Source organism: Stenotrophomonas indicatrix, from assembly GCF_002750975.1.
Taxonomy (GTDB): domain Bacteria; phylum Pseudomonadota; class Gammaproteobacteria; order Xanthomonadales; family Xanthomonadaceae; genus Stenotrophomonas; species Stenotrophomonas indicatrix.
In genome coordinates this window covers 831,011-856,075 of the sequence record NZ_PEJS01000001.1, presented here as the reverse complement: position 1 = coordinate 856,075, position 25,065 = coordinate 831,011, and the positions used below count along the sequence as shown (strand labels likewise).

General features: G+C 67.2%; 21 protein-coding genes. 15 read left to right on the top strand and 6 right to left on the bottom strand.

Going from position 1 to position 25,065, the window contains the following annotated elements; all coding sequences use genetic code 11:
- Positions 1-44: 44 nt before the first annotated feature.
- From CR918_RS04050 to CR918_RS04035, 4 genes are all read right to left on the bottom strand, one after another.
- Positions 45-2,030 (bottom strand): alpha/beta hydrolase family protein, encoded by a 1,986-nt coding sequence (locus CR918_RS04050; RefSeq protein WP_099844235.1) that lies wholly within the window; start codon positions 2,028-2,030, stop codon positions 45-47.
- Positions 2,031-2,097: 67 nt separating this feature from the next.
- Positions 2,098-4,083 (bottom strand): alpha/beta hydrolase family protein, encoded by a 1,986-nt coding sequence (locus CR918_RS04045; protein ID WP_099842107.1) that lies wholly within the window; start codon positions 4,081-4,083, stop codon positions 2,098-2,100.
- A gap of 95 nt (positions 4,084-4,178) precedes the next feature.
- Positions 4,179-6,167: an alpha/beta hydrolase family protein gene (locus tag CR918_RS04040; RefSeq protein WP_099842106.1), complete on the bottom strand. Its 1,989-nt coding sequence runs from the start codon at positions 6,165-6,167 to the stop codon at positions 4,179-4,181.
- 163 nt (positions 6,168-6,330) lie between these two features.
- On the bottom strand, positions 6,331-6,966 hold the full coding sequence (locus CR918_RS04035) for a LysE/ArgO family amino acid transporter (protein WP_025873889.1): 636 nt from the start codon (positions 6,964-6,966) through the stop codon (positions 6,331-6,333).
- Positions 6,967-7,106: 140 nt separating this feature from the next.
- On the opposite strand from CR918_RS04035, the gene CR918_RS04030 reads away from it, so the two are divergent.
- From CR918_RS04030 to CR918_RS03965, 14 genes are all read left to right on the top strand, one after another.
- A complete protein-coding gene (locus CR918_RS04030) occupies positions 7,107-8,012 on the top strand; it encodes a LysR family transcriptional regulator ArgP (RefSeq protein WP_099783218.1) in 906 nt (301 codons plus the stop codon).
- Positions 8,013-8,114: 102 nt separating this feature from the next.
- Complete coding sequence (locus CR918_RS04025; protein WP_025873891.1) at positions 8,115-8,699, top strand: hypothetical protein; 585 nt, start codon at positions 8,115-8,117, stop codon at positions 8,697-8,699.
- Positions 8,700-8,778: 79 nt separating this feature from the next.
- Positions 8,779-9,225: a GNAT family N-acetyltransferase gene (locus CR918_RS04020; RefSeq protein WP_099842105.1), complete on the top strand. Its 447-nt coding sequence runs from the start codon at positions 8,779-8,781 to the stop codon at positions 9,223-9,225.
- Between the two features lie 193 nt (positions 9,226-9,418).
- A complete protein-coding gene (gene mqo, locus CR918_RS04015; RefSeq protein ID WP_025873893.1) occupies positions 9,419-11,110 on the top strand; it encodes a malate dehydrogenase (quinone) in 1,692 nt (563 codons plus the stop codon).
- A gap of 356 nt (positions 11,111-11,466) precedes the next feature.
- Positions 11,467-13,665, top strand: coding sequence for a TonB-dependent siderophore receptor (locus tag CR918_RS04010; RefSeq protein ID WP_099842104.1), 2,199 nt, complete (start codon positions 11,467-11,469; stop codon positions 13,663-13,665).
- A 221-nt stretch (positions 13,666-13,886) separates the two neighbouring features.
- A complete protein-coding gene (mdcA, locus tag CR918_RS04005) occupies positions 13,887-15,530 on the top strand; it encodes a malonate decarboxylase subunit alpha (RefSeq protein ID WP_099842103.1) in 1,644 nt (547 codons plus the stop codon).
- Between the two features lie 10 nt (positions 15,531-15,540).
- The gene (gene mdcC / locus CR918_RS04000; protein WP_099783210.1) at positions 15,541-15,861 is read left to right on the top strand and encodes a malonate decarboxylase acyl carrier protein; all 321 of its coding nucleotides are present in this window, start codon (positions 15,541-15,543) and stop codon (positions 15,859-15,861) included.
- A complete protein-coding gene (locus CR918_RS03995) occupies positions 15,858-16,766 on the top strand; it encodes a biotin-independent malonate decarboxylase subunit beta (RefSeq protein WP_099783208.1) in 909 nt (302 codons plus the stop codon). The genes mdcC and CR918_RS03995 overlap by 4 nt, the downstream gene beginning before the upstream one ends.
- A 2-nt stretch (positions 16,767-16,768) precedes the next feature.
- Entirely contained in the window at positions 16,769-17,473 is a 705-nt protein-coding gene (mdcE, locus tag CR918_RS03990; protein WP_099844233.1) for a biotin-independent malonate decarboxylase subunit gamma, read from the top strand.
- Positions 17,466-18,116 carry a malonate decarboxylase holo-[acyl-carrier-protein] synthase gene (mdcG, locus tag CR918_RS03985; protein WP_099842102.1) on the top strand — a complete coding sequence of 217 codons (651 nt, stop codon included), beginning with the start codon at positions 17,466-17,468 and terminating at the stop codon, positions 18,114-18,116. Before mdcE ends, mdcG begins: the two co-directional genes overlap by 8 nt.
- Positions 18,113-18,970: a triphosphoribosyl-dephospho-CoA synthase MdcB gene (mdcB, locus tag CR918_RS03980; RefSeq protein WP_099842101.1), complete on the top strand. Its 858-nt coding sequence runs from the start codon at positions 18,113-18,115 to the stop codon at positions 18,968-18,970. The genes mdcG and mdcB overlap by 4 nt, the downstream gene beginning before the upstream one ends.
- Positions 18,967-19,887 carry a malonate decarboxylase subunit epsilon gene (mdcH, locus tag CR918_RS03975; protein ID WP_099842100.1) on the top strand — a complete coding sequence of 307 codons (921 nt, stop codon included), beginning with the start codon at positions 18,967-18,969 and terminating at the stop codon, positions 19,885-19,887. The genes mdcB and mdcH overlap by 4 nt, the downstream gene beginning before the upstream one ends.
- A gap of 101 nt (positions 19,888-19,988) precedes the next feature.
- Positions 19,989-21,356: an SLC13 family permease gene (locus tag CR918_RS03970; RefSeq protein ID WP_032975926.1), complete on the top strand. Its 1,368-nt coding sequence runs from the start codon at positions 19,989-19,991 to the stop codon at positions 21,354-21,356.
- Positions 21,357-21,460: 104 nt separating this feature from the next.
- On the top strand, positions 21,461-22,180 hold the full coding sequence (locus CR918_RS03965) for a GntR family transcriptional regulator (RefSeq protein WP_099842099.1): 720 nt from the start codon (positions 21,461-21,463) through the stop codon (positions 22,178-22,180).
- Between the two features lie 92 nt (positions 22,181-22,272).
- Here the strand turns inward: CR918_RS03965 and CR918_RS03960 are convergent, their stop codons facing one another.
- The gene (locus CR918_RS03960; RefSeq protein WP_099842098.1) at positions 22,273-22,611 is read right to left on the bottom strand and encodes a hypothetical protein; all 339 of its coding nucleotides are present in this window, start codon (positions 22,609-22,611) and stop codon (positions 22,273-22,275) included.
- 154 nt (positions 22,612-22,765) lie between these two features.
- On the opposite strand from CR918_RS03960, the gene CR918_RS03955 reads away from it, so the two are divergent.
- Complete coding sequence (locus CR918_RS03955; RefSeq protein ID WP_032975923.1) at positions 22,766-23,713, top strand: nucleoside hydrolase; 948 nt, start codon at positions 22,766-22,768, stop codon at positions 23,711-23,713.
- Between the two features lie 4 nt (positions 23,714-23,717).
- Here the strand turns inward: CR918_RS03955 and CR918_RS03950 are convergent, their stop codons facing one another.
- On the bottom strand, positions 23,718-24,992 hold the full coding sequence (locus CR918_RS03950; protein WP_099844231.1) for an MFS transporter: 1,275 nt from the start codon (positions 24,990-24,992) through the stop codon (positions 23,718-23,720).
- Positions 24,993-25,065 lie beyond the last annotated feature (73 nt).

Here is a 25,065-nt window from a genome sequence, read left to right as displayed (position 1 = left end):
AGGATGCCGCGGCGGCCACCACGTCGGTCGCCGCCGCGTCTGTTTCAGGGCGCCTTGCCCTTGTCGGAAGACGTCGCGGCGGCAGCCGTGCTACCGCCAAGGCTGCGTGACAGGAAGGCAAGCAATCGGCTGTAGTAGTCGCGCTGGTTGGCCTCGGCGTACAGGCCATGGCCCTCGCGCGGGTAATACAGCGCTTCCACGGGCACGCCGGCCTGCTTCAATGCAGCTTCCATGCGTTCGGTGTGCTGCACCGGGGCACGCAGATCTTCGCGACCAGCGGCCAGCAGCACGGGCAACTTGATGCTCGCCGCAAGATTCACCGGCGACACCGCCGCCAGCGTGGCCGGATCACCCAGCCACTCCTGCAGATAGGTCACGCCGGAGGCGCGATCCTGGATGTCGCCGCGTTTGAACATCAACGGCAGGTCGTACACCCCCACATAGCCTGCCGCGCAGCGGTACAGCCCCGGCTCGCGCACAGCGCCCATCATGGCCGAGTACGCACCGTAGCTGGCACCGTAGATGCAGATGCGTGCGCTGTCGGCGATGCTTTGGCTGATCGCCCAGCGGGTGGCGTCGGTCACATCGTCCTGCATCGCGCGGCCCCATTGCCGGGCAGCGGCCTGGGTATGTGCACGGCCGTAGTTGCCCGAGCCGCGGAAGTTGACCTGCAGCACCGCGTAGCCGGCGTCGGCCAGCAACTGGTTCTCCCGCTCGAAACCACCGTCATCGAACACGCCGATCGGGCCACCATGCGGGACCACCACCATCGGCAGGTTGTGGCCATCACTACCCCTGGGCAGGGTAAGGAAGCCATGCAGCGGCAGGCCGTCCCGCGCAGCCAGGGTGAACGGGCGAACGCTGGCACCGCCGTCACGATCAAACCAGCGATGGCGGCTGGTGAGGAACGCGGCGTTTCGGGTGGCGGTGGTGTACAGGAAATAGTCGCCGGGATTGGTCGCAGAGCTCACCTTCACCAGCAGCCGCGCGTTGTCGCGGGTGCCGGTGAGCAGGCTCACGACCTGCCCGGGAAACGCCTTTTCAAGCCTGCGCTGGGTGCTGGCGGTCGGCGACTGCTCATCGAAGAAGGCGGTGCGCGTGACGGCGCCGACGAACTGGATACCCACCGGCACGCGCGTGCCGGGCTGGTAGACCACGCGGGTGGGGTCGACGGTGTCGTCCTGCAGCAGCGTACGCCGTTCTCCGCTGACCGGATCCCAGCTGACCACCGTATCGGGGCCGCGGGCCTGCTCCACCACCAGGTAGGCCAGCCGGTTGTCGGCGGAGAAGCCGATCGGGCGTTCGATGCGATGGCTGCTGGCTTCGTCGTTGACCAGGGTCCACTGATCGCGGTCCTGGCGATAGTAGAGCTTGTTGACGTTGTCGGCGGCGGCACCGTGGGCGAAGCGCAGTTCACCTTGATTGTCGGTGGTGAACGTTGCGCGCTGCACCGGCGAGCGCGAGACCAGGACGCGGCGCCCGGTGATGACATCCATCCGTTCCAACCGCGTATTGGTGTCGTTGGCAAATGGCCACAGCGAGATCAACACGTTGCGCTCGTCGGCAGCCAGCGGATCGGCCAGGAATGCAGCGACCTGCTCGGCCACCCGTCCGGTCACGAAGCCGGGCTCGTCCGGGCGCGCACGGTAACCGACCAGCAGATCACCGCGCTTGCCGTTGGCATCGATGGCATACAGTTCGCCGGTCGGCCGTGGCTGGTCCAGTGGCCCCCATTTCTCGGCCAGGCCGATGAGCAGGCGGGTGTCACTCACCCAGTCGACCTCGGCTGCATGATTGTTGCGTGGCGGCCGGAAATTGCCGACCAGTTCCATCGTGTCGGTACGCAGCACCGCCACGGCAGTTGCGCCGTCCAGTGGCAAGGTCATGGCCAGGTACTCGCCGGTGGGCGAGAGCTGGATGTCATTGAACTCCGCGCGGCGCACGTAGCCGTCCAGCGGAACCTCCGCAGCCTCCGCCCCACCCACGCCGCAGATGGCCATCAATGCAGCCAGCACCGTTGCATGCTTCATGATGTTCTCCTTGAAGCCGGGCATCTCCCTGCCCGGCACCGGGTCCGCAGCGCGCGGCGCGCCTGTCTTACGGTGCCTTGTCGGCGCCTGCGGTCGCGCTGGTGCTGGCGGTGCTGCCGCCCAGGCTGCGTGACAGGAAGGCCAGCAGCCTGCTGTAGTACTCGCGCTGGTGCTCAGGCCGGTGGAAACCGTGCCCTTCGGTGCGGTAGTACAGGCTCTCCACCGGTGAGCCGGCCGCCTTCAGCGCTGCTTCCATGCGCTCGGTGTGCTTGATCGGCGCACGCGTGTCTTCGCCGCCAGCGGCCAGGAACACCGGCACTTTCAGCTGTGCGGCCAGGTTCACCGGCGAACGGGTTCCCAGGGTCTTCGGATCGCCTACCCATTCGCGCTGCCAGGCCATGGCCGAATCGCTCAACTGTGCCTCACCACTGAACATCAGCGGCAGGTCGTACACACCGACGTAGCCTGCCGCGCACTGGTACAGCCCGGGTTCGCGGATCGGCCCCATCATCGCGGCATACGCACCGTAGCTGGCCCCATAGATGCAGATGCGGTTGCTGTCGGCGATGCCCTCTGCGATGGCCCAGCGGGTGGCGTCGGTCACATCGTCCTGCATGGCCGCGCCCCACTGCTTCGCACCCGCCTGGGTGAACGCGCGGCCATAGTTGGCCGAACCACGGAAGTTGACCTGCAACACGGCATACCCTGCTGCTGCCAGCATCTGCGGCTCGTTGCTGTAGCTGCCCTCATCGAATACGCCGATGGGGCCACCGTGCGGCAGCACCACCAACGGCAGATTGCGCCCTTCGCTGCCCGGCGGCAGGGTCAGGAAGCCGTGCAGCGGCAGTCCGTCGCGCGCCTTCAGCGAGAACGGACGCACGGTGGCGGCCAGTTTCGGATCGATCCATTCGCTGCGGCTGAGCAGATGCTCGGCCGCCTTTGCGCGGGTGTCGAACAGGTAGAAATCCCCGGGATTGCTGCCCGACCACGTCTGCACCACCACCTTGCCGCCATCGCGGGTACTGGAGGTGATGAACACCGGGCCGCCGAACGCCGCCTCAAGGCTGCGGTACTGACGGGCATCGGCGCCCTTCTCATCGAAGAACCGCGTACGCGGTGCATCGCCGGCAAACAGCGCGCCCACCGGCACGCGGGTGCCCGGGCGGAAGATGATCGCGTAGGGATCGACCACGCCATCGCGCAGCACCTCGCGCCGTTGGCCGGTCTGCGGGTTCCAGCTGACGATGGCATCGGGCCCGGTGGGCTGCTCGACCTGCAGATAGGCCAGCGCGCCATCTTCGGAGAAGCCGATTGCGGTTTCTATCCGGTGGCTCAGCGACTCGTCATTGACCAGCGACCACTGCGCATTGGTCCCGGCGCGGTAGTAGAGCTTGTTGACGTTGTCCGACGCTGCGCCGTGGGCGAAGCGCACTTCACCCTGATGATCGGTAGTGAAATCGGCACGCTGCACGGGTGAACCGGAAACGCGCACGCGACGCCCACTGACCACGTCAAGCCGCTCGACCCGGGTGTAGGGGTCCTCGGCGAAGGGCCATACCGCGATCAGCACATTGCGGTCGTCGCCCGCCAGTTCGTCGGTGAGGAAGGCCGCGACGTCCTCCACCTTCTTCGGCTGGATGCGCGTACCCAACCCGCGCCCCTGCACGCGGTAGCCGACCAGCAGTTCCCCGCCCTTGCCATCGACGTTGACCCCGTACAGTTCACCGGTGGGCTGCGGCGTATCGAGTACTCCAAGCTTCTCGGCCAGGCCGACCAGCAGGCGCTCGTTGCTCACCCATTCAAAGGTGTTGGCGTGGTTCTTGTCCTGCGGGCGGAACACGCCGGCAGGCTTGCGGTCGGACGTGCGCAGGATGACCAGCGCGGTGGAATCGTCCAGCGGTACGGTGCCGGCAACGTAGTCGCCGCCGGGCGAGAGCTTGACGTTCGAAAACGACTCCGGTTTCAGGTACTTCTCCAGGTCCACCCCGCCGGTACCCGCCGACGTCCCGCCCACCGCCGCGCACAACAGCGCGGCAAGTACAGTCCTGCGCATCCTTCCCCCTCCCTGCCCGGACACCCTGTCCAGATTCGCCGATTCTAGGCAGGCCGGCGATGGCTCCGCCAGTGGCGAGGCCGCCATCGCCGGACTCAGGGCGCCTTCTCTGCATTGCCAGTGGCCGTCACCTGCGCCGTTGCTCCGCCCAGGCTGCGCGACAGGAACGCCAGCAGGTGGCCGTAGTAGTCGCGCTGGTTGGCCAGGTTGTACAGCCCATGCCCTTCGTTCTTGTAGTACAGCGCCTGCACAGGCGTTCCGGCCTGCTTCAATGCCGCCTCCATCCGCTCGGTATGCACCACCGGTGCGCGCTGGTCTTCGCGGCCGGCGGCCAGCAGCACCGGCACGCCAACCTGCGCGGCCAGGTTGACCGGCGAGCGTTCGACAAGATCCTTGGGCCGTCCCAACCACTCGCGCAGGTAGATCAACCCGGATTCGTCACTCTGGATATCCCCGCGCGCATACATCAAGGGCAGGTCGTAGATGCCAACGTAACCTGCCGCACAACGGTAAAGACCCGGCTCTCGCACCGTCCCCATCAGCGCCGCATAGGCGCCGTAGCTGGCCCCATAGATGCAGATGCGTTCACGGTCTGCAATTCCCTGCTCGATGGCCCAGCGCGTGGCATCGGTCACATCATCCTGCATCGCCGCGCCCCACTGTTTGCGCGCAGCCTGCGCATGTGCGCGCCCGTAACCGGCCGAGCCACGGAAATTCACCTGCAGCACGGCATAGCCGGCGGCCGCCAGCATCTGCGTCTCGGTGGAGTACGTGCCATCGTCCAGGACCCCGATCGGACCGCCATGCGGCACCACCACCATCGGTAGCGCGCGCATCGGCACCCCCGGTGGCACGGTAAGGAATCCATGCAGGGGGCGGCCGTCGCGGGCCTGCAAGGTGATGGCGCGTACGTCGGCACTCTGCGCCGGGTCGATCCAGTCGCTGCGGCTGATCAGGTGCCGGGCGCGCTTGCCCAGCGTGTCATACAGGTAGAAATCACCCGGATTGCGGCCCGACCAGGATTCCACCAGGACAGTGCTGCCGTCGCGGGTGCTGGAGGTGATGTATACCGGAGCACCCAGCGCGGTTTCCAGGCTGCGATAAAGCCGCGCATCCTCCGAGGTCTCATCGAAGAAGCGCGTGCGTGGGGTAGTGCCCATGAACAGCGCGCCTACCGGCACCTGCGTACCGGGGCGGTGGATGATGCGTGCAGGGTCGGCGAGCTCATCACGCAGAACCGTTCGCCGCTCGTTGCTCTGCGGGTCCCAGCTGACGATCACGTCGGGGCCTTCTGCCTGCTCCACCTGCAGATAGGCCAGGCGGCCGTCGGCCGAGAAGCCGATGGCCGCTTCGTTGCGCGGGTTCAAGGCCTCATCGTGCAGCAGTATCCATTCGCTGCTGGCACCGGCCCGGTAATACAGCTTCTTTTTCTGGTCAGGTCCGACGCCGTAAGCGAAGCGCACTTCGCCCCGGGCATCGGTAGTGAAGGCGGCCTGCGCGATCGGCGCGCGCGCGACCGCGTTGCGGCGACCGGTGCTCACGTCCATGCGTTCGATCTGGGTGGCCGCGTTGTCGGTGAACGGAGTGACCGCCACCAGCACGTTGCGATCGTCGTCCTTCAACTCATCGGTGAGGAAAGCCGCCACCATTCCCGCAGGCTTGACCTTGATGTTGGTGCCCAGTCCGGTTTCAGCGGTGCGGTAGCCGACCAGCAGTTCTCCCCCCTTGCCGTTGGCGTTGATGCCGAACAGCTCGCCGGTGGGCGCTGGTCGATCCAGCACACCCAGCTTCTGCGCCATGCCCACCAGCAGGCGTTCATTGCTTACCCAGTCGAAGGTATGGGCGTGGTTGTTGCGGGGTGGGCGGAAGGTGCCGACCAGCTTCATGTCGGCGATCCGGTAGATCGCCAGCGCCGTACCCGCCTCGATCGGAACCGTGGCAGCCACGTACTCGCCACCCGGCGAAATCTTGATGTCGGCGAATGCTTCCTGCCGCAGGTAGCGGTCCAGGTCCACCCCGCCGGTACCCGCCGACGTCCCGCCCACCACCGCGCACAGCAGCGCGGCAAGCACAATCCTGCGCATCCTTCCCCCTGAGAACGGACTCCCTGCCCGCAGTCTCGATTCTAGGCAGGCAAGCGGGCGTGCCGCCAGTGGGCAGAAAAAACGACGGCACCGTTGCCGGTGCCGTCGTTGCCACTACCTTGGAGAGAGAGTAAGGACGTGGGTTCGGGGGGCGTGCGCCGGGTCAATGGACCCCGCGCACCGCCAGAGTGAGGGCCAAGATGCTGAGGATCACCGCGATGGTGCCGTCCAGCACGCGCCAGGTGCTGGGTTTGGTGAACAGCGGCGCCAGCAGGCGCGCGCCCAGGCCCTGCGCGGTCAGCCACAGGCAGCTGGCGGTGACCACGCCGGCCGCGAAGGCCATGCGCGCATTGCCGAAGTTCTCGGCGATGGAGCCGATCACCATCATGTCCAGCCAGAAGTGCGGATTGATCAGCGAGAAGCCGACTGCCGCCATCAGCACCGCACGACGGCTGCCGTCATCGCTGTCGGCTTCGCCCATGCCACCGCCACCGGCGATCGCACGGCGTGCCGACTTCATCGCATACCAGGCCAAGAAGGCCACACCGGTCCAGAGGACGGCGGTGGTCAGCCACGGCAGCGCGGTGGTGAGCGTGCGCAGGCCGGCCACGCTGGCGAAGATGAAGATTGCATCGATGGCCGCGCAGGTGGCGACCACCGGCACGATGTGCTTGCGCAGGATGCCCTGGCGCAGGATGAAGGCGCTCTGGGCGCCGACCACGGCAAACAGGCCGATGCCGGTAGCCGCACCACTGAACCAGGCACCAAGGCCGGTGCTGGCGGAGATGACCGAGAACATGGGATTCACTACCTTGTCTTGCTTGGGGGGAGCGGTGCCTCGCGAAGGCGGACAGCACCGGAACGGGCGCCATTGTCGCGCCGCAACATAGAAAAGACGAGCTAAACTTACTAAACCAACATTAGCGGAACTTAATCGCCATGCGCATCGACCATGCCCAGCTGCGGGCCCTGGCTGCGGTGATCCGCGAAGGCAGCTTCGACCGTGCCGCGCAGTCGCTCAACGTCACCCCCTCGGCCATCTCGCAGCGGGTCAAGGCACTGGAAGACCGCATCGGCCGCCTGCTGGTCAAGCGCGGCACGCCTGCGACCGCGACTGCCGAGGGCCAGTTGCTGGTGCAGCTGGCCGAGCAGACCGCCCTGCTGGAGCACGACGCGCTGCACCGGATGGGTCTGGCCGACGAGGACCTGCCGCAGGCCAGCATCCCCGTAGCGGTGAACCACGACAGCCTGGAGACCTGGTTCCCACAGGCCGCCCAGCAGTTCGCGCAGGGCACCGGCACCACCCTGGACCTGCGGGTGGAGGACCAGGACCACACCGTCGAACTGCTGCGCCAGGGCACCGTGCTGGGGGCAGTGACCACCCTGGACGAGCCGGTGCAGGGCTGCCAGATCCACGCGCTGGGCAGCATCCGCTACGCCGCCACCTGTACGCCGGAGTTCCGCGAGCAGCACTTCGCCAAGGGCGTGACCGCACAGGCGCTGGCGCAGGCACCGGTGCTGGTGTTCAACCGCAAGGACGACATGCAGTCGCGCTTTGCCCGGCGCATGGCCGGCGCCGACCTGCCCGGCACCGCGCCGACGTGGTGGATTCCTTCCACCCGCGCCTTCGTGCAGGCCAATCTGGGCGGGCTGGGCTGGACGATGAACCCGTTGCCGCTGGTCAAGCGCCATCTGGACGCCGGGCGCCTGGTCTACGTGCGGCAGCGCGCGTGGGAAGACGTGCCGCTGTACTGGCAGCACTGGAAAGGCGACGTGCAGACGATGGCCCTGCTGACCCGGGCAGTGCTGGACGCCGCCTCGGCACTGGTGCAGCGCAGGCGCTGAAGAGGGGACGGAGAGGATCAAGTCGCTTGTGCTACAAACGCCTTGATCCCCTCCGCCCCCTTTTCATGCAAGCATCGGTGCAACCGACGAGGGGGCTGACCGATGGAAACCGAACCGGTATTCCTGCATATCCGCGTGGTGATGGGGATCATCCTCGGCCTGTCCATCACCACCCTGCTGAAGGGGCTGGCGCAGATCATCGAACACCCGCAGCGGCGTGGCTGTTCGGCGCTGCACCTGTGCTGGGTGGTGTGGACGCTGGTATCGCTGGTGACCTTCTGGTGGTGGGAATTCCGCCTGGTTGAAGTACACCGCTGGACGTTTGAAATCTATCTGTTCGTGATCACCTACTGCGCGACCTGGTTCCTGCTGTGCGCGCTGCTGTTTCCCGAAGACCTGCGCGAGTACGGAAGTTACGGCAACTATCTGATGCAGCGTCGACGCTGGATCTTCGGGGTGGTCGCGATATTGACCCTTCTGGATCTTGTGGATACCGCGATCAAAGGGGGAAGCCGATGGCGGCTGCTGGGCGAGGCCTACCCCCTGCATACGGTGCTGATGCTCATCGTCGCCGCGCTGGGCTGGCATCTGCGCAGTACACGCGCGCAACTGGGGCTGGCCGCAGCGACGCTGGCCTATCAACTGGGCTACTTCGCGGCGGAGTACTTCACCATCGGCAGTGAGTGAGGAGCGCCGCCGGTCTCCATCCAATCTCCATAGGCGTCGGCCACAATCGCCCGGTTCCATTCGACCGCAGGTTTCCCAGATGACGATCCACTACCGCAATGCCCGTCCCGATGACGCCGCCGCCTGCATCGACCTGCGCGGGCGTACCCGCGAGAACGCCTTCAGTGCAGCGCAACTGGCCGAGCTGGGCATCACCGCAGAAAGCTGGGCCGCAGGTATCGCCGATGGCGATTCGATTGGCCGCGTCGCCTGGGAGGGCCAACGGATGGCCGGTTACTGCTTTGCCGACCGCGAAAGCGGCGAGGTGCTGGTGCTGGCGCTGCTGCCGGAATTCGAGAACCGTGGCATCGGCCGGCAACTGCTGCAGGACGTGGTCAGCCTGAGCCGCGATGCCGGCCACAGCCGCCTGTTCCTGGCCTGCTCGGCCGACCCGCGCTCGCGTTCCCATGGCTTCTACCGGCACCTGGGCTGGAAGGCGACCGGCGAGATCGATGAGGCCGGTGACGAGATCCTTGAGCTGGCGTGATCGAGGGCATCGCCGGGCGTGGCCCGGCGCTACCGGGTGAGGGTGCCGCAAGCCGTCGGATGCTGCGTTGCATCAAAATCGGACCGGAAGCGGTTAAAATTGCCACAGGAATGCTGCAAGGCGTTGTTTCTTCACGCTCTTTCCCTGTTTCTTGCGCATCCTGACCCCCTTCCCCGCCAACGATCCCGCCCCCATGAAGAAATTTGGCAAGGCCCTGCTCGCCCTGCTCGTGCTGCTGTTGCTGGTGGCCGCGCTGTTCCTGTACTGGCCGCTGACCCAGCGCTCGGTGCCCGCCGCGAACAACGACAAGCCCGTCGATGTCGTGCTGGTCGGCGCCGGCATCATGAGCATCACCCTGGCCACCTACCTGCAGGAACTGCAGCCGGACTGGAACATCCAGGTCTACGAGCGCCTCGACGGCGTCGCCGGTGAAAGCTCGGACGGCTGGAACAACGCCGGCACCGGCCACTCGGCATTCGCCGAACTGAACTACACCCCGGAACTGCCCGATGGCAGCATCGAGACCAAGCGCGCGGTCGGCATCGCCGAATCGTTCGAAGTCTCGCGCCAGTTCTGGTCGCACCAGGTGAAGGAAGGGCGGCTGAGCCAGCCCAGCGACTTCATCAACCCGACCCCGCACATGAGCTTCGTCTGGGGCGATGACAACATCGCCTACCTGCACAAGCGCCAGCAGGCGCTGGTGAAGAACCCGCTGTTCTACGGCATGCAGTACTCCGAGGACCCGGCGCAGATCAAGCAGTGGGCACCGCTGCTGATGGAAGGCCGCGACCCGAAGCAGAAGGTTGCCGCAACGTGGATGCCGCTGGGCACCGACGTCAACTTCGGCGTCATCACCCGCCAGCTGACCGCCGGCCTGCAGCACAGCCCGAACTTCGGCCTGCACCTCAACCACGAGGTCAGCGCGTTGCGGCAGAACGCGGACAAGAGCTGGAACGTGACGGTGAAGGACCTCAAGGCCGGCACCGAATCGACCACCCACGCCCGCTTCGTGTTCATCGGTGCCGGTGGCGCGGCGCTGAAGCTGCTGCAGATGTCGGGCATCCCGGAATCGAAGGACTACGCCGGCTTCCCGGTGGGCGGCCAGTTCCTCGCCTTCCAGGGCCAGGACGTGACCTCGCGCCACGGCGTGAAGGCCTATGGCATGGCCGAGACCGGTTCGCCGCCGATGTCGGTGCCGCACCTGGATGCGCGCAAGCTGGATGGCAAGCCGGTGGTCCTGTTCGGGCCGTTCGCGCTGTACAGCACCAAGTTCCTCAAGCACGGCTCGTGGTGGGACCTGTATTCGTCGGTCAACCACAACAACGTAGGCCCGATGCTGGAAGTGGGCAAGGACAACCTGGACCTGGTGCAGTACCTGATGGGCCAGGCGCGCCTGAACGATGCCGATCGCCAGGCCGAACTGGTCAAGTACTTCCCCAATGCCAAGCCGGGCGACTGGAAGCTGGTCACCGCCGGCCAGCGCGTGCAGATCATCAAGCGTGATCCGTTGAAGGGCGCGGTGCTGCAGTTCGGTACCGAGATCGTGACCGACAAGGACCACACCCTCGCTGCGCTGCTGGGTGCCTCGCCGGGCGCTTCGACCTCGCCGCCGATCATGCTGGACCTGATGGCCAAGGCCTTCCCGGAACAGATGAAGGCCGGTTGGGAAGCCCGCCTGCGCGAGATCGTTCCCTCGTACGGCCGCAAGCTCAACGAAAGTGCCGCGCTGACCAACGAGATCCGCACGTTGACCAGCCAGACCCTGCACCTGCCCTACCTGGAGGTTCCGGTGGAAGCAGGTACGACGCCAGCACTGGCACCGACGGCCGCGCCGGCCCCGGCCAAGGAAAAGCGCAACGCCAACGAAGAGCTGCAGGCGCTGTAAGCCTGCGCTTGGCGGATGCCTGCAGACGGCCACCTTCGGGTGGCCGTCTGCGTTTGCGGGCGGCGACGGGGCGGATCCCTCCCGCACGGGAGGGCTCTGACCCGTTCCGGGAGACCCCTCGCAGGGTCAGGGCCCAGTGCCTGCGGCAACGGGATCCGATTCCGCCCTGACGCTTGCTGCGCGCCTGAAAGCCCCTGCGCAATGACGCGAATTGTAATGTTGTTAAGAATTATTTACATTTGCGTCCTGCGCAGTGACCGCGCCCCTCCAGATGGACCTGACGTGCCCGAAGCCGCCGCCCCGGGTGCTGGACGACTGTTGCCGCCCCTTCCCCGCCTCTACGCTTCGAGCCCGCCATGACCCAGATTTTCCCCAGCCGCCTGCCCCGCCGTGCGCTGCTGCCCGCCGCCCTGCTGTCCTGCCTCACCCTGGCTGCGCCGTCGGCATTGGCCGAGGTCGCTGCCGACGCCTCCGATGCCAAGACCCTGGACCGGGTGAGCGTGCGCGCCGAGCAGTCCGCGCCACCATCGAGCACCACCCGCCTGCCGATCACCCTGCAGGAAACACCGCAGTCGTCGACGGTGATCGGCCTGCAGCGCCTGCAGGACGAATCGTTGTTCAGCCTCAACGACGTGATGCGCAATGTCACCGGCGTCAGCGTGTCCTTCTATGACACCCAGCGCCCGCTGTACTACGCGCGTGGTTTTGCCATCACCGATTTCCAGGTGGATGGCATTCCGACCTACAGCGGCTCGACCAACCAGGAATACGACACCGCCTTCTATGACCGGGTGGAAGTGATCCGCGGCGCCAACGGCCTGCTCAGCGGCGCGGGTGTGCCGTCGGCCACGGTGAACCTGCTGCGCAAGCGCCCGGGCAAGGAGTTCGACGCTTCGTTCTCGGTCAGTGCCGGCAGCTGGGACTACCGCCGCATGGAAGCGGACGTGACCGCACCACTGACCGCCGACGGCCGCTTCCGCAGCCGCGTGGTCGCCGCCTACACCGATCGTGATTTCTATTACGACCGCTACAAAGAGAACAAGATGGCCGGCATGGCCGTGCTGGAAGGCGATGTGACCGACAGCACCACGGTGACCGTCGGCTACCAGACCCAGGACAACAACCCGGTGGGCTCGACCTGGGGCACCGTGCCGTTCTTCGACAGCCAGGGCAACTTCGCCCATCTGCCGCGCTCGACCAACCTTGCACCGAAGTGGAGCTACTGGCAGCGCGAGACCAGCACGGTGTTCGCCAACCTGGAGCAGCGCTTCGGTGACAACTGGCTGCTGAAGATCAACACCGCCTACACGCGTGGCAACGTGCAGAACATGCGCCTGTACGGCACCGGCAATCCCGACCCGATGACCGGCGCGGGCATCTACCTGCGCACCGCCGCCGGCGATTCGGAAGACACCCGCCGCAACGTCGACGCCTACCTGACCGGCACCTTCAACCTGTGGGGCCAGCAGCACGACGTGACCGTGGGCGCGCAGTGGGCCGACCTGGAAGGCACCACCAACACCCTTGCGCTGAACTACCCGCGTGACTGGGCTCGTTGCGGCAGCGAGCGCTGCTACTACATTCCCAACGTGCACACCTGGGATGGCGACATCTCCGAAGTGACCTACACCCTGACCGGCGCACGCCGCGTGGCCAAGACCACGCAGAGCGGCTTCTACCTGGCCACCCGCCTGCGCCTGGCCGATCCGCTGGCGCTGATCGCCGGCGCACGCCTGAGCCGCTGGCAGACCCAGACCCGCGCCTACAACGCGGCCGGCGCTTACACCGCCACCAGCGGCGCGTACAAGGTGAGCGATGAAATCACCCCGTACGTGGGCCTGGTGTACGACATCACCCCGAACGTGGCGGCCTATGCCAGCTACACCGAGATCTTCAACCCGCAGAACTACAAGGACCGCAACGAGAACCTGCTGGCGCCGGTGCAGGGCTCCAACCTGGAAGCGGGCCTGAAGACGCAGTGGTTCGACGGCCGTTTGACCGCCAACGCGGCGGTGTTCGAAGCCAAGCAGGACAACTACGCGGTGCGTGACATGAGCGTGCCGGAAGGCTCGTTGAGCGACGGCAGCTCGGCCTACATCGGCGTCAACGGCACCAAGGCGCGCGGCTGGGAAGTGGACGTCAACGGCGAGATCCTGCCGGGCTGGACGGTCAATGCCGGCTATACCCACGTCAAGGTGACCCGCGCGGCCACCGACCTGCTGTACGCCAATCCGGCCGAAAACCTGCTGCAGCTCAACACCCAGCTGCAGCTGCGCGGCGCGCTGGAACGCCTGAGCATCGGCGGTGGCGTGCAGTGGCAGAGCAAGGTGCAGGGCTACAACATCCCCTACCCGGTGGGTGTGGGCACCACGGTGACGGTGAACCAGCCGGCGTATGCGCTGGTGCAGTTCAACGCCAACTACCGCATCAGCGACAACTGGACGGCGACGCTGAGCGTGCGCAACGCGCTGGACAAGACCTACTGGGCCAACCTGGACTACAACAACTACGGCGAACCGCGCTTCGTGGCGGCCAGCCTGCGCTGGAAGTTCTGAGCAACCCGGGAACGGTGGGTGCCGACCATTGGGGGGTGCCCACTGTTGGGGGTGGGTGCCGACCGTTGGTCGGCACGCTTCTGACGCTCCGCCACGACCCACGGTCGTGGCCCACCTGAATGGGCCCGCCTTCGCGCGGGCCTTTTCTTTGCTGCACTGCGGGTTGCACACCCCTCCGTAATTATGGCGTAATTATTCCAACGCCATTCGGAAGTCCGTCGATGAACCCGAGTTGGGACACGCTGGAGCGGGGCCGCCAGGCGCGGCTGGAACGCGCCGCGCCATGGGCCAGGGGCCACGAGGTGGCGGCTGGCGATGTCGCCGAGCTGCTGCACGCGCTGCTGGAGCCGGACGACAAGGTCTGCCTGGAAGGCAACAACCAGAAGCAGGCCGACTTCCTCGCCCAGACGCTGGCCGACCTCGACCCGGCACGGGTGCATGACCTGCACATGGTGCAGTCGGTGCTGTCGCTGCCCTCGCACCTGGATGTGTTCGAACGCGGCATCGCCTCCAGGCTGGACTTCTCCTTCTCCGGGCCGCAGTCGGTGCGGCTGGCCAACCTGGTGGCCGAAGGACGCATCCAGATCGGTGCCATCCACACCTACCTGGAACTGTTCGGCCGCTACTTCATCGACCTCACTCCGCGTGTGGCACTGGTCGCGGCGCAGGCTGCCGACCGCCACGGCAATCTCTACACCGGCCCCAACACCGAAGACACGCCGGTGATCGTGGAGGCCACCGCATTCGGTGGCGGCATCGTCATCGCCCAGGTCAACGAGATCGTCGACACCCTCCCCCGCGTCGATATTCCTGCCGACTGGGTCAACTTCGTGGTGCAGGCGCCGCGCCCGAACCATATCGAACCGCTGTTCACCCGCGATCCGGCACAGATCTCCGAGATCCAGGTGCTGATGGCGATGATGGCGATCAAGGGCATCTACGCCGAGTACGGGGTGAACCGGCTCAACCATGGCATCGGTTTCGATACAGCAGCAATCGAACTGCTGCTGCCGACCTACGCCGAGTCGCTGGGGCTGAAGGGAAAGATCTGCCAGCACTGGGCACTCAATCCGCACCCGGCGCTGATTCCAGCCATCGAATCGGGTTTCGTCAAATCCGTGCACTCGTTCGGGTCGGAACTGGGCATGGAGAAGTACATCGCCGCGCGCGGTGATGTGTTCTTCACCGGCGCCGATGGTTCGATGCGCTCCAACCGTGCGTTCTCGCAGACCGCAGGGCTGTATGCCTGCGACATGTTCATCGGCTCCACCCTGCAGATCGACCTGCAGGGCAACAGCTCCACCGCAACGCGCGACCGCATCGCCGGCTTTGGCGGTGCACCCAACATGGGTTCGGATGCCCGCGGCCGCCGCCACGCCAGCGACGCCTGGATCAAGGCGGGCCAGCAGGCCGCGCGGCCCGGCGAGATGCCACGCGGGCGCAAACTGGTGGTGCAGATGGTGGAAACCTTCCGCGAGCACATGGCGCCGGCCTTCGTCGACCGCCTCGATGCCTGGGACCTGGCCGAGCGCGCGAGCATGCCGCTGCCGCCAGTGATGATCTACGGCGACGACGTCAGCCATGTGCTGACCGAGGAAGGCATCGCCAACCTGCTGCTGTGCCGCAGCCCGGAAGAACGCGAGCAGGCGATCCGCGGCGTGGCTGGCTATACCGCCGTGGGCAGGGGACGCGACCGCGCCATGGTGGAAAACCTGCGCGACCGCGGAGTGATCCGCCGCCCGGACGATCTCGGCATCAACGTGCGCGATGCCAGCCGCGATCTTCTTGCTGCGCGTTCGGTGAAAGACCTGGTGCGCTGGTCCGGCGGTCTGTACGACCCGCCCAAGCGCTTCCGCAACTGGTAAGGGCCACGCCATGGAAACCCTCGACTATCGATTCGCCGGCACGACGCCCGTGCGCTTCCCCACCGATGCGGTGCTGGTGGGCGTACTGGCCTCGGGCAACCTGGAAATCCTGCTGGAACCGGCCGAGCTGGACGGTGCGATGACCGTGCGCATCATCACCGCTGCACGTGGCTTCGGCACGGTATGGCAGGCGGTGATCGCCGACTTCGCCCAGCGTCATCCCCTGCGCGATGTACGCGTGTCGATCAACGATGCCGGCGCTACACCGGCGGTGGTCAGCCTGCGCCTGGACCAGGCCGTCGAGACCCTGCTTGCCGGAGGCCAGCCATGACGCTCGCACAGCGCACCAGCTATTACGAAGCCGATGCCCGCGCGCGCATCGCCGGGCTGCTTGATGCAGGATCGTTCCGCGAATTTCTCGGCCCGGCCCAGCGCGCCATCAGCCCGCATCTGGCGCAGCTGGACCAGCCGGCCGCCTTCGACGATGGCATCGTCGTCGGTGAGGGACGCCTGCACGGCAAGCACGTGCTGGTAGCCGCACAGCAGGGTGAATTCATGGGCGGCGGCGTGGGTGAGGTGCATGGCGCCAAGTTGACCGGCCTGCTGCGCCGCGCGGCGGACACCCATCCCGATGGCGTGCTGCTGCTGCTCGATACCGGCGGTGTGCGCCTGCATGAAGCCAATGCGGGATTGATCGCCATTTCCGAAATCATGCGCGCCACGCTCGGCGCGCGGGCCGCCGGGGTACCGGTGGTGGCGCTGATCGGCAGCGGCAACGGCGCCTTCGGTGGCATGGGCATCGTCGCCCGCTGCTGCAGCACGGTGATCATGTCCGAAGAAGGACGGCTGTCTCTGTCCGGCCCCGAAGTGATCGAGACCGTGCGCGGCGTGGAGGAATTCGATTCGCGCGACCGCGCATTGGTGTGGCGGGTGACCGGTGGCAAGCACCGCTACCTGATCGACCAGGCGCAGGTGCTGGTGCCCGATGCGATCAGCGCGTTCGCCGAGGCCGCCTCGGATGCGCTGCAGCCAGACACCGCCAGCGCCGACCCCGACGCGGCACTGGCCGCGCTGCAGGCACGCCACGCCGCGCTGAAGGCGCGCGTACAGGCGTGGGGCGACTGCAACGATGGCCTGCAGATCTGGGCACGCCAGGGCATTGCCGACCCGGAACGCCTGGCGCTGCTGGAAACCGATGCCTTTCTTGCCGCCACTGCGCAGCGGAGCCTGCCATGAGCCTGCCATTGAATTCGCTGCTGGACGCACTGTTCCCGCGTGGCCATACGATCGCGGTGAACGATTCGATACTGACCGGCACAGCGACCACCGACGACGGTGAGGTAACGGTGATCGGCACCACCGACAGGATCGAAGTCGGTGTGGACCACGCGCTGGTGCTGGCCGACACCGTGCTGGCCAGCACCGCGGCACATCCGCAGCGCCCCATCGTGATGCTGGTCGATACCGCCGGCCAGCGGCTGGCGCGCCGCGATGAACTGCTGGGCATCAACGGCTACTTCGCCCACCTCGCACAGACCCTGGACCTGGCCCGCCGCCGTGGCGCTCGCCTGGTCACGCTGGTCTACGGCGAATCGGTCAGCGGCGGCTTCCTGTCGTTCGGGCTGATGGCCGACCTCATCCATGCCCTGCCCGATGCGCAGGTGCGGGTGATGGATCTGCGCGCGATGGCACGGGTGACCAAGCAGCCGTTGGAAAAACTGCAGGCGCTCAGCCTGACCTCGCCGGTGTTCGCACCGGGCGTGGAGAACTACGTGGCGATGGGCGCAGTGCAATCGCTGTGGGATGGCGATCTGGCGCATCACCTGCTTGAAGCACTGCGTGCAGCCGTCGACGGAGACCATCGCGCTGCACTCGGCGCCGAACGGGGTGGCCGTACGCTGGCTGCGCAGGTAGCCACTGCTGTGAGCCAGGGCAATGCCTGAGCGGCCCGCCCGGCACACGCTGGTCTGGCTGTCGGCCGATGCCGATTGGCGGGCCGATCTGCCCGCGTACGAGCCGCGTCTTGCCGCCTGGTTCGCGCAGGGCTTCCCTGCAGTGGTGGCGCGTCGTGCCGCGGATGATGCCGATACGCGCCTGCGATTGGGCGTTCCGTTGCCACCGGCCGAAGGCAAGCAGCGCCTGTCGTTGCGCGTACCGCTGTGCGACGTCGCGCACATGCGCGCTCCGCCGGCGTTGAGCGAGCTGCTGGCAGCAGGCGACGCAGGTATTCCACAGCCGTGGCAGGAATCACTCCACGACCTGCAGGCACTGGCGCCGGCCCGTGTGTTCGGCGCCTTCGCCTGGCAATGGCTGACCGCCCTGCCCTATATACATGAGCGTTCGGACATCGACCTGCTGTGGCAGGTGACCGATGCCGCGCAGGCCGAGGCGCTGATCGCGCAGTTGCTGGCATGGCAGACCCGCCATCCGCATCGCCTTGATGGCGAGCTGTGCCTGCCCGATGGTGGCGCGGTGAACTGGCGCGAACTTGCCGGCCGCAGTCGCCAGGTGCTGGTGAAACGCCTTGATGGAGCCGCATTGGAAGCGCGTGATGCACTGTTCGCCACGCGCGAGGCGATCGCATGATCGCCGCCCCGAAGCCGTTGTTGGCACGCGACGCGGTGGTCGACAGCGCACGCCTGGGACGGCTGGCCATTGCCAGCCTGCACGCCGAACTGGCGTGCGCCCCGAAGCCGGGCCTGGTCACACCGTTCGACAGCGGCAGCCATGACGACATGGATGCCGGCACTTTCCTGCGCAGTCTGTTCGCCCTGCGCCACTACTTCACGGCAGTGGCCAGGGCCGGTGCCGCCGGCGCCCCCTTCACGGTGCTGCGCGATCACGGTATTGCCGCTGAAGCGGCCATGCTGGCCGCCACCGCCGGCATCAACACCCATCGCGGTGCGATCTTCAGCCTTGGCCTGCTGGTGGCCGCCGCTGCTGAGCGCAGGCGCGTGCATGACCATGCCGTGCCGGGCGCGCAGGTGTGCCTGGCGGTTCAGCAGTGGAAAGACGCACTCATCGCTGCGCCGCTGGACCCGCACAGCCCGGGACAGCGCGCACGTGCGCGTCATGGGGTCTGCGGCGTACGCGAACAGGCTGCCGCCGGCTACCCGGTGCTGCGCGAGCTGGCCCTGCCTGCCCTGCGCCATGCGCTGGACAGCGGCCTGCCGCGCGACGCCGCGTTGTGCCAGACGCTGATGCAGCTGGTGGCACAGGTGGACGATCTGAACCTGCTGCATCGCGGCGGTAGCGAGGGCCTGCGCTGGGCGCAACAACAAGCGGCCACATTCCTTTCCGCCGGTGGCGCCTTCGCGCCGGACTGGCGCGTGCGCCTGCAGTCCATCGGAAATGCGTTCGTGAGGCGTCGGCTCAGCCCGGGTGGCAGTGCCGATCTGCTGGCCTGCGCCTGGTTCCTGCTGCAGCAGGAGGGCGCATGAGCCTGGCCCTGCTCTGCCCCGGACAGGGTGCGCAGCATCCGGCGATGTTCGACCATGTGCGCGGCATGGCCGCTGCACGCGCGGTACTGGATGCGGCGAGCGACGCGCTGGGGCGCGATGTGTTCGCGGCTGCGGCCGCCGACGACCGCTTCGACAACGCGCAGGCGCAGCCGCTACTGTGCGCCGCCAGCATCGCGCACTGGCATGCCCTGCGCGGCGCCGTGCCGGACCCGATCGTGGTGGCCGGGTACAGCATCGGCGAACTGGCGGCACATGCCATCGCCGATAGTTTCGACGTGACCACCTGCCTGTCCCTGTCGGCGCAGCGTGCACGATTCATGGACGCCGTCAGTCCGGTCGATGCCGGAATGCAGGCGATGCTGGGGCTGGATCGACAGACGGTGCAGACGCTGTGCGAAATCCACGGCACGCACGTGGCGATCGCCAACGGCACAGATCATTTCATCGTTGGCGGCACGCTGCCGGCACTGCGTGCGCTGGCCGCTGCCGCGCACGCACAGGGTGCCGAGGTGCGCGTGCTGCCGGTACATGTGCCGGCGCATACGCCACTGCTGTCGGCGGCGGTCACACCGTTTGCCGCCGCACTGCAGGCCACCACGTTGCACGCGCCGCGCCTGCCGTTGCTGGCCGGCATCGACGCACGGCCGGTGCGCGACACCGCAGCGGTGGTGCACACGCTGTCCGCGCAGCTGGCACAGACCATCGAATGGGCACAGGTGATGCGCCAGGCCTTCGAGCGCGGCGCGCGGGTGTTCCTGCAGCTGGGCCCGGGCAACGCACTGGCACGCATGATCGCGCCGGCCTATCGGTGCTGCGAGGTACGCGCGATCGAGGAATTCCAGAGCCTGGACGGCGCGGCGGCGTGGGTCCGCAGCGCGCTGCAGCGGCTGCAGTAACGGGTTTGAGCAGTACGTAACGCGCAGTACGTAACAGGCCATACCCCGGGATGGCGGGCTTCCATCCGTGCAACACGCGAATCAGGTGTCTGGGAGGGCGCATGACTCCACAAATTGCAACGATCATCGGTCTGGTGATCATGTTCATCGTCGCCACCGCGATGCCGATCAACATGGGCGCCGTCGCCTTCGCACTGGCCTTCATCGTCGGCGGGCTCTGGGTCGACATGGGGGGCAAGGAGGTTCTCGCCGGCTTCCCGGGCGACCTGTTCCTGACCCTGGTCGGCATCACCTACCTGTTCGCGATCGCGCAGAAGAACGGCACCATCGACCTGCTGGTGCACTGGGCGGTGAAAGCGGTACGCGGCCATATCGTGGCCATCCCGTGGGTGATGTTCGTGATCACCGCCGTGCTGACCGCCTTCGGCGCGCTGGGCCCGGCCGCGGTTGCGATCATCGGCCCGGTCGCGCTGCGCTTTGCCAAGCAGTACAACATCAATCCGTTGATGATGGGCCTGCTGGTGATCCATGGCGCGCAGGCGGGTGGCTTCTCGCCGATCAGCGTGTACGGCAGCATCACCAATGGCGTGGTGCAGAAGGCCGGGCTGGAAGTCACCGAAATGGCGGTGTTCCTGACCAGCCTCGGCTTCAACTTCATGATGGCCACGATCTGCTTCTTCGCCTTCGGAGGCATCGCGCTGCTGCGTCGCGGTTCGATCACTGCGGCGGGCACGGTGGGCAACGCGGAGCTGGCGATGGCCGGCGGCCCGCAGGCTTCGTCGCGGCAGTTCGCCATCGAAGGCCACGGTGCGCTGGTCGCAGCCGGTGGTGGCACCCTGTCCAACGATCCGGTGGCACTGGATGCGGTGGGCCTGACCCGCGAGCGCTTGTTCACCCTGATCGGCCTGCTCGGCCTGGGTGTGGCCGCGCTGATCTACAACCTCAACGTCGGCCTGGTTTCGATCACCGTTGCAGTGGTGCTGGCCCTGCTGTCGCCGCAGAGCCAGAAGGGTGCGGTGGACGGCATCAGCTGGTCCACCGTGCTGCTGATCTGCGGCGTGGTCACCTACATCGGCGTGCTGGAACATGCCGGTGCCGTGGACTTCATCGGCCACGGCGTCTCCAGCATCGGCATCCCGCTGCTGGGCGCGCTGCTGGTCTGCTACGTGGGCGGCATCGTCTCCGCATTCGCCTCGTCGGCGGCGGTGCTGGGTGCCACCATTCCGCTGGCCGTGCCATTCCTGATGCAGGGCCATCTCAGTGCCGCTGGCGTGATCTGCGCGCTGGCCGTTTCCTCCACCATCGTCGATGTCAGTCCGTTCTCGACCAACGGCGCACTGGTGGTGGCCTCGGCCGCGAAGGAAGAACGCGAAACGCTGTTCCGCCGCTTCCTGGTCTACAGCGGCCTGGTGGTGGCATTCGGCCCGCTGCTGGCGTGGCTGGTGTTCGTGGTGCCGGGCTGGATGTAAATGCCTGCGGTAGTGCCGGTCGCGGGCCGGCAACCTCGTGGATCCGTCGATCGGTCACGGGTTGCCGGCCAGCGGCAGGCACTACCTGGCGTTACACTTTCCGCATGACCATCGCTCCCGCTCCGCGTCCCCCGAAGAAGCGCGCCCCTCTGTATGAGGAGGTGGCAGAACACGTGCGCGAGCGGATCTACGACTACCGCCTGCCGCCGGGCGAGTGGATCGACGAGCCGGCGCTGTGCGAGGAACTGGCCATCAGCCGTACGCCCCTGCGCGAAGCGTTGAAGCTGCTCGCCGCCGAAGGCCTGGTGCAGATCGATGCCGGCCGCGGCGCACGGGTAACCCGGCTGACCCTGGAAGACCTCAACCAGCTGTTCCCGGTGATGGCGATGCTGGAAGGCCGATGTGCGCATGAAGCGGTCAAGCACATCGATGACGCAGGCGTGCAGCAGCTGGAGGACCTGCACGCGGCGATGGAAGCGGCCGCCACCGAGGGCAACATCGCCGAGTACTACCGCAACAACTACCTCATCCACGAGACAGTGCAGCATTACGCCGGCAACCCGTGGCTGATCCGCATCACCCACGACCTGCACCGCATCCTGAAGATGCATCGCGGCCGCCAGCTGCTGGCGCCGGGCCGCACCGCACAGTCGCTGGCCGAACACCGCGAACTGATGGACTGCTTCCGCCAGCGCGATGCTGCAGCCGCCGAACGCACGATGGAACGCCACCTGCTCAGCCAGGGCCAGGCCTTGGCTGCGTATGTGGCCAGCGGCGGATTGTTGAACGTGCCTGCGCCGTTGCCGACCGAAGGCGGAAGCTGAGCTCATGGGATTGCCGGCCAGCGGCCGGCACTACCCCGGCGAGGCCCGGTCACGGTAGTGCCGGCCGCTGGCCGGCAACTTGGAATCTCTCCTCAATCGCCGCCGCCGCAGCTGCCGCCGTCTCCGCCCCCACCGCTGTCGCCACTGCTGCAGTCGGAACTGCTGTAGCTGTGGTGGCTGTTGCTGTCCCCGGAATAGCCCCCGGAGAAATCAGCCGGTCCACCGCTGCTGCCATCGGCGCGCGCGGGCGAACCATCGGCGGTTGCCATCGCCATGCACAGGATCGCGCCGACCAGCGGCAGCAGCCACACCACCAGCAGCTGCCCGGCGCGGCTGCTGGCGGGAAGGTCATCGCGGCCCAGCACCACGAAACTGGCCACCAGGTTGAGCCCCAGCACCAGGGCAATCAGGACGAGGGTCACAGCCAGCATGGCGCAGCTCCTTGCGACGGGTTCGGGCCCGCAGACGATACCACCGCTGCCGGTTCGCCCTGCTTGTCATGAAGATGGGACAATGTGGGGCGCGCCGGCCTGCCCTCGGGGCCGCCGGCCCCCCTGCACCAGACGGAAGAAGAAGAACAACAACATGCTGAAAGTCATTTTCGATACCGACCCGGGCGTCGACGACGCGCTGGCTCTGCTGTACCTGCACAAGCACCCGCAGATCGACCTGATCGGCGTCACCACCACCTTCGGCAATGCCTCGGTGGAGTCGACCACCCACAACGCGCTGTACCTGAAGCAGGCCTGGGGCCTGTCCGCGCCGGTCGCGCGCGGCGCCGACGGCCCGCTGCAGCCCGAAGCCACCCCGGAAGCCTGGCCGGTGCACATCCATGGCCACAACGGCCTGGGCAACCACCCGGTGCCGGAAGCGCTGGACGCAACCGCCGACAGCCGTCCCGCGCACCAGCTGATCATCGACCTGGTGCGCGCCCATCCGGGCGAAGTGACCCTGGTGGCGGTCGGCCGCATGACCAACCTGGCGCTGGCCCTGCAGCAGGCCCCGGACATCGCCGGCCTGGTGCGTGGCGTGGTACTGATGGGCGGTGCGTTCCACGTCAACGGCAACATCACCCCGGCGGCCGAGGCCAACATCTGGGGCGACGCGGAAGCGGCCGACATCGTGTTCACCGCCCACTGGCCGGTCACCGCGATCGGTCTGGACGTGACCACCCGCGTCGAGATGAACCGCGACGGCCTGGACAAGCTGGCCGCGATCGGCGGCGCCGATGCCGAACTTGTGCGCGCCCTGTCGCAGGACTACGTCGACTTCTATCTGCAGGCCGGCCACAAGGGCATGGTCGTGCATGACTGCTGCGCCTGCATCGCCCTGACCCGCCCGGAGCTGTTCCAGTTCGAGCGCGCCAGCGTGCGTGTGGCCACCGACGGCGTCGCCCGTGGCATGACCATTCCCAAGCCGGAAGGCATGGGCTTCGGCCCCAGCGTGTGGGACGGCCATGTCCTGCAGTCCATCGCCATCGGCGTGGATGCGGCCGCGGTGCTGGCCGACATCGAGCAGACCCTGAAGGTCTAAGCGCTCACTGCCCGCCCCGGGACACGGGGCGGGTCTTCGGCACGGTCTCCGGCAGCGTCCACAGCACCGGCAGCACCAGCACCGCCACCAGCGCGATCATCGCCCCCGGCGCCGCCGCCCAACCGCTGCGTTCCACCCACCATTGCGCCAACCACGGCGTCGCCCCGCCGAACACTGCGGTGGCCATGGTCACCCCCAGCGCCAGCCCACTGACCCGGCCCTCGCCGGGGAACTGCTCGGCCGTGGCCGGTGCCGCCACCGCACTGATACCGCCGGCCACACAGGCCAGGCTCACCGCTGCCAGCACGATGCCCAACGGCGCAGCAGAGGCCATCCAGCCGAACATCGACAGCGGCAGCAGCGCCGCCAGCACCGTCAGCCCCAGCAGCAGCGGACGCCGCCCGAAGCGATCGGACAGCGCCCCGCACAGCGGGGTGATCGCGATCACCGCCACCGCCGCAATCGTCGACAGCCACAGCGCACCACCTTCATCGTGCCCCTGCGCGTGCAGGAACGCCGGCACATACGTAATGCCCACGTAGTAGGTGATCGAACCCAGTGCGGAAATCGCGAACGTGCGCGCCACCGCACCAGGATGGTTGCGCAGCACGTGCCGCAGCGGCGTAGCCGGAATGCTGCCTTCGCGCCGCTGCCGTTCGAACTCCGGCGATTCGTGCATGCCCGAACGCGCGATCAGGATCACCAGTGCCAGCGCCGCGCCGAAGAAGAACGGGATCCGCCAGCCCCAGCTGTCCAGCTGCGGCGCAGGCAGCAGGGCCACGGTGAGCGCGGAGATCGCCACCGCCAGCAACGCGCCCACTTCGCTGGCCGCCGAGGCCAGCGAGGTGACCAGGCCACGTCGTCGCGCCGGCGCGCTTTCCAGAAGATAGGCGACCACGCCGGTGTATTCGCCGCCCACGGAGAAGGCCATCACGCAGCGCAGGATCAGCAACAGCACGCCAGCAGTCGCACCGGCGGTGGCCGCGGTCGGCAGCAACGCGGTGGCCAGCATGGCCGCGGCCATCAGTGCCATCGAGGCCAGCAGCATCCAGCGCCGGCCGAGCCGGTCACCCAGGTGGCCGAAGCACAGCGCACCGAGCGGACGCATCAGGTAGGACACCGCGAAGCCGGCCAGGGTGACCAGCATCGCCTCTTCGCCACCGCCGAAGAACACCCGCGACAGCACCGTGGCGAAGTACAGGTACAGGGTGAAGTCGTACCACTCCACCACCGTGGACAGGCCGGCCACCCACATCGAGCGCTGCCGTCCTGCGGTCATTGCGTGCTTTCCTTCATGGCCGCAGCGTGTCATGAAGGCGGTGACGATGCAGTAGATCCACGCCATGCGTGGA

What these genes read in the sequence shown, in the direction of transcription:
- mdcH (WP_099842100.1), top strand. Translation starts at nt 18,967, where the DNA reads ATGAGCCTGGCCCTGCTCTGCCCCGGACAGGGTGCGCAGCATCCGGCG.
- CR918_RS04040 (WP_099842106.1), bottom strand. Translation starts at nt 6,167, where the DNA reads ATGCGCAGGATTGTGCTTGCCGCGCTGCTGTGCGCGGTGGTGGGCGGG.
- CR918_RS04045 (WP_099842107.1), bottom strand. Translation starts at nt 4,083, where the DNA reads ATGCGCAGGACTGTACTTGCCGCGCTGTTGTGCGCGGCGGTGGGCGGG.
- mqo (WP_025873893.1), top strand. Translation starts at nt 9,419, where the DNA reads ATGAAGAAATTTGGCAAGGCCCTGCTCGCCCTGCTCGTGCTGCTGTTG.
- mdcB (WP_099842101.1), top strand. Translation starts at nt 18,113, where the DNA reads ATGATCGCCGCCCCGAAGCCGTTGTTGGCACGCGACGCGGTGGTCGAC.
- CR918_RS03965 (WP_099842099.1), top strand. Translation starts at nt 21,461, where the DNA reads ATGACCATCGCTCCCGCTCCGCGTCCCCCGAAGAAGCGCGCCCCTCTG.
- CR918_RS04035 (WP_025873889.1), bottom strand. Translation starts at nt 6,966, where the DNA reads ATGTTCTCGGTCATCTCCGCCAGCACCGGCCTTGGTGCCTGGTTCAGT.
- mdcG (WP_099842102.1), top strand. Translation starts at nt 17,466, where the DNA reads ATGCCTGAGCGGCCCGCCCGGCACACGCTGGTCTGGCTGTCGGCCGAT.
- mdcC (WP_099783210.1), top strand. Translation starts at nt 15,541, where the DNA reads ATGGAAACCCTCGACTATCGATTCGCCGGCACGACGCCCGTGCGCTTC.
- CR918_RS04025 (WP_025873891.1), top strand. Translation starts at nt 8,115, where the DNA reads ATGGAAACCGAACCGGTATTCCTGCATATCCGCGTGGTGATGGGGATC.
- CR918_RS03950 (WP_099844231.1), bottom strand. Translation starts at nt 24,992, where the DNA reads ATGACCGCAGGACGGCAGCGCTCGATGTGGGTGGCCGGCCTGTCCACG.
- CR918_RS04030 (WP_099783218.1), top strand. Translation starts at nt 7,107, where the DNA reads ATGCGCATCGACCATGCCCAGCTGCGGGCCCTGGCTGCGGTGATCCGC.
- mdcA (WP_099842103.1), top strand. Translation starts at nt 13,887, where the DNA reads ATGAACCCGAGTTGGGACACGCTGGAGCGGGGCCGCCAGGCGCGGCTG.
- CR918_RS03970 (WP_032975926.1), top strand. Translation starts at nt 19,989, where the DNA reads ATGACTCCACAAATTGCAACGATCATCGGTCTGGTGATCATGTTCATC.
- CR918_RS03960 (WP_099842098.1), bottom strand. Translation starts at nt 22,611, where the DNA reads ATGCTGGCTGTGACCCTCGTCCTGATTGCCCTGGTGCTGGGGCTCAAC.
- CR918_RS03995 (WP_099783208.1), top strand. Translation starts at nt 15,858, where the DNA reads ATGACGCTCGCACAGCGCACCAGCTATTACGAAGCCGATGCCCGCGCG.
- CR918_RS04020 (WP_099842105.1), top strand. Translation starts at nt 8,779, where the DNA reads ATGACGATCCACTACCGCAATGCCCGTCCCGATGACGCCGCCGCCTGC.
- CR918_RS04050 (WP_099844235.1), bottom strand. Translation starts at nt 2,030, where the DNA reads ATGAAGCATGCAACGGTGCTGGCTGCATTGATGGCCATCTGCGGCGTG.
- CR918_RS04010 (WP_099842104.1), top strand. Translation starts at nt 11,467, where the DNA reads ATGACCCAGATTTTCCCCAGCCGCCTGCCCCGCCGTGCGCTGCTGCCC.
- CR918_RS03955 (WP_032975923.1), top strand. Translation starts at nt 22,766, where the DNA reads ATGCTGAAAGTCATTTTCGATACCGACCCGGGCGTCGACGACGCGCTG.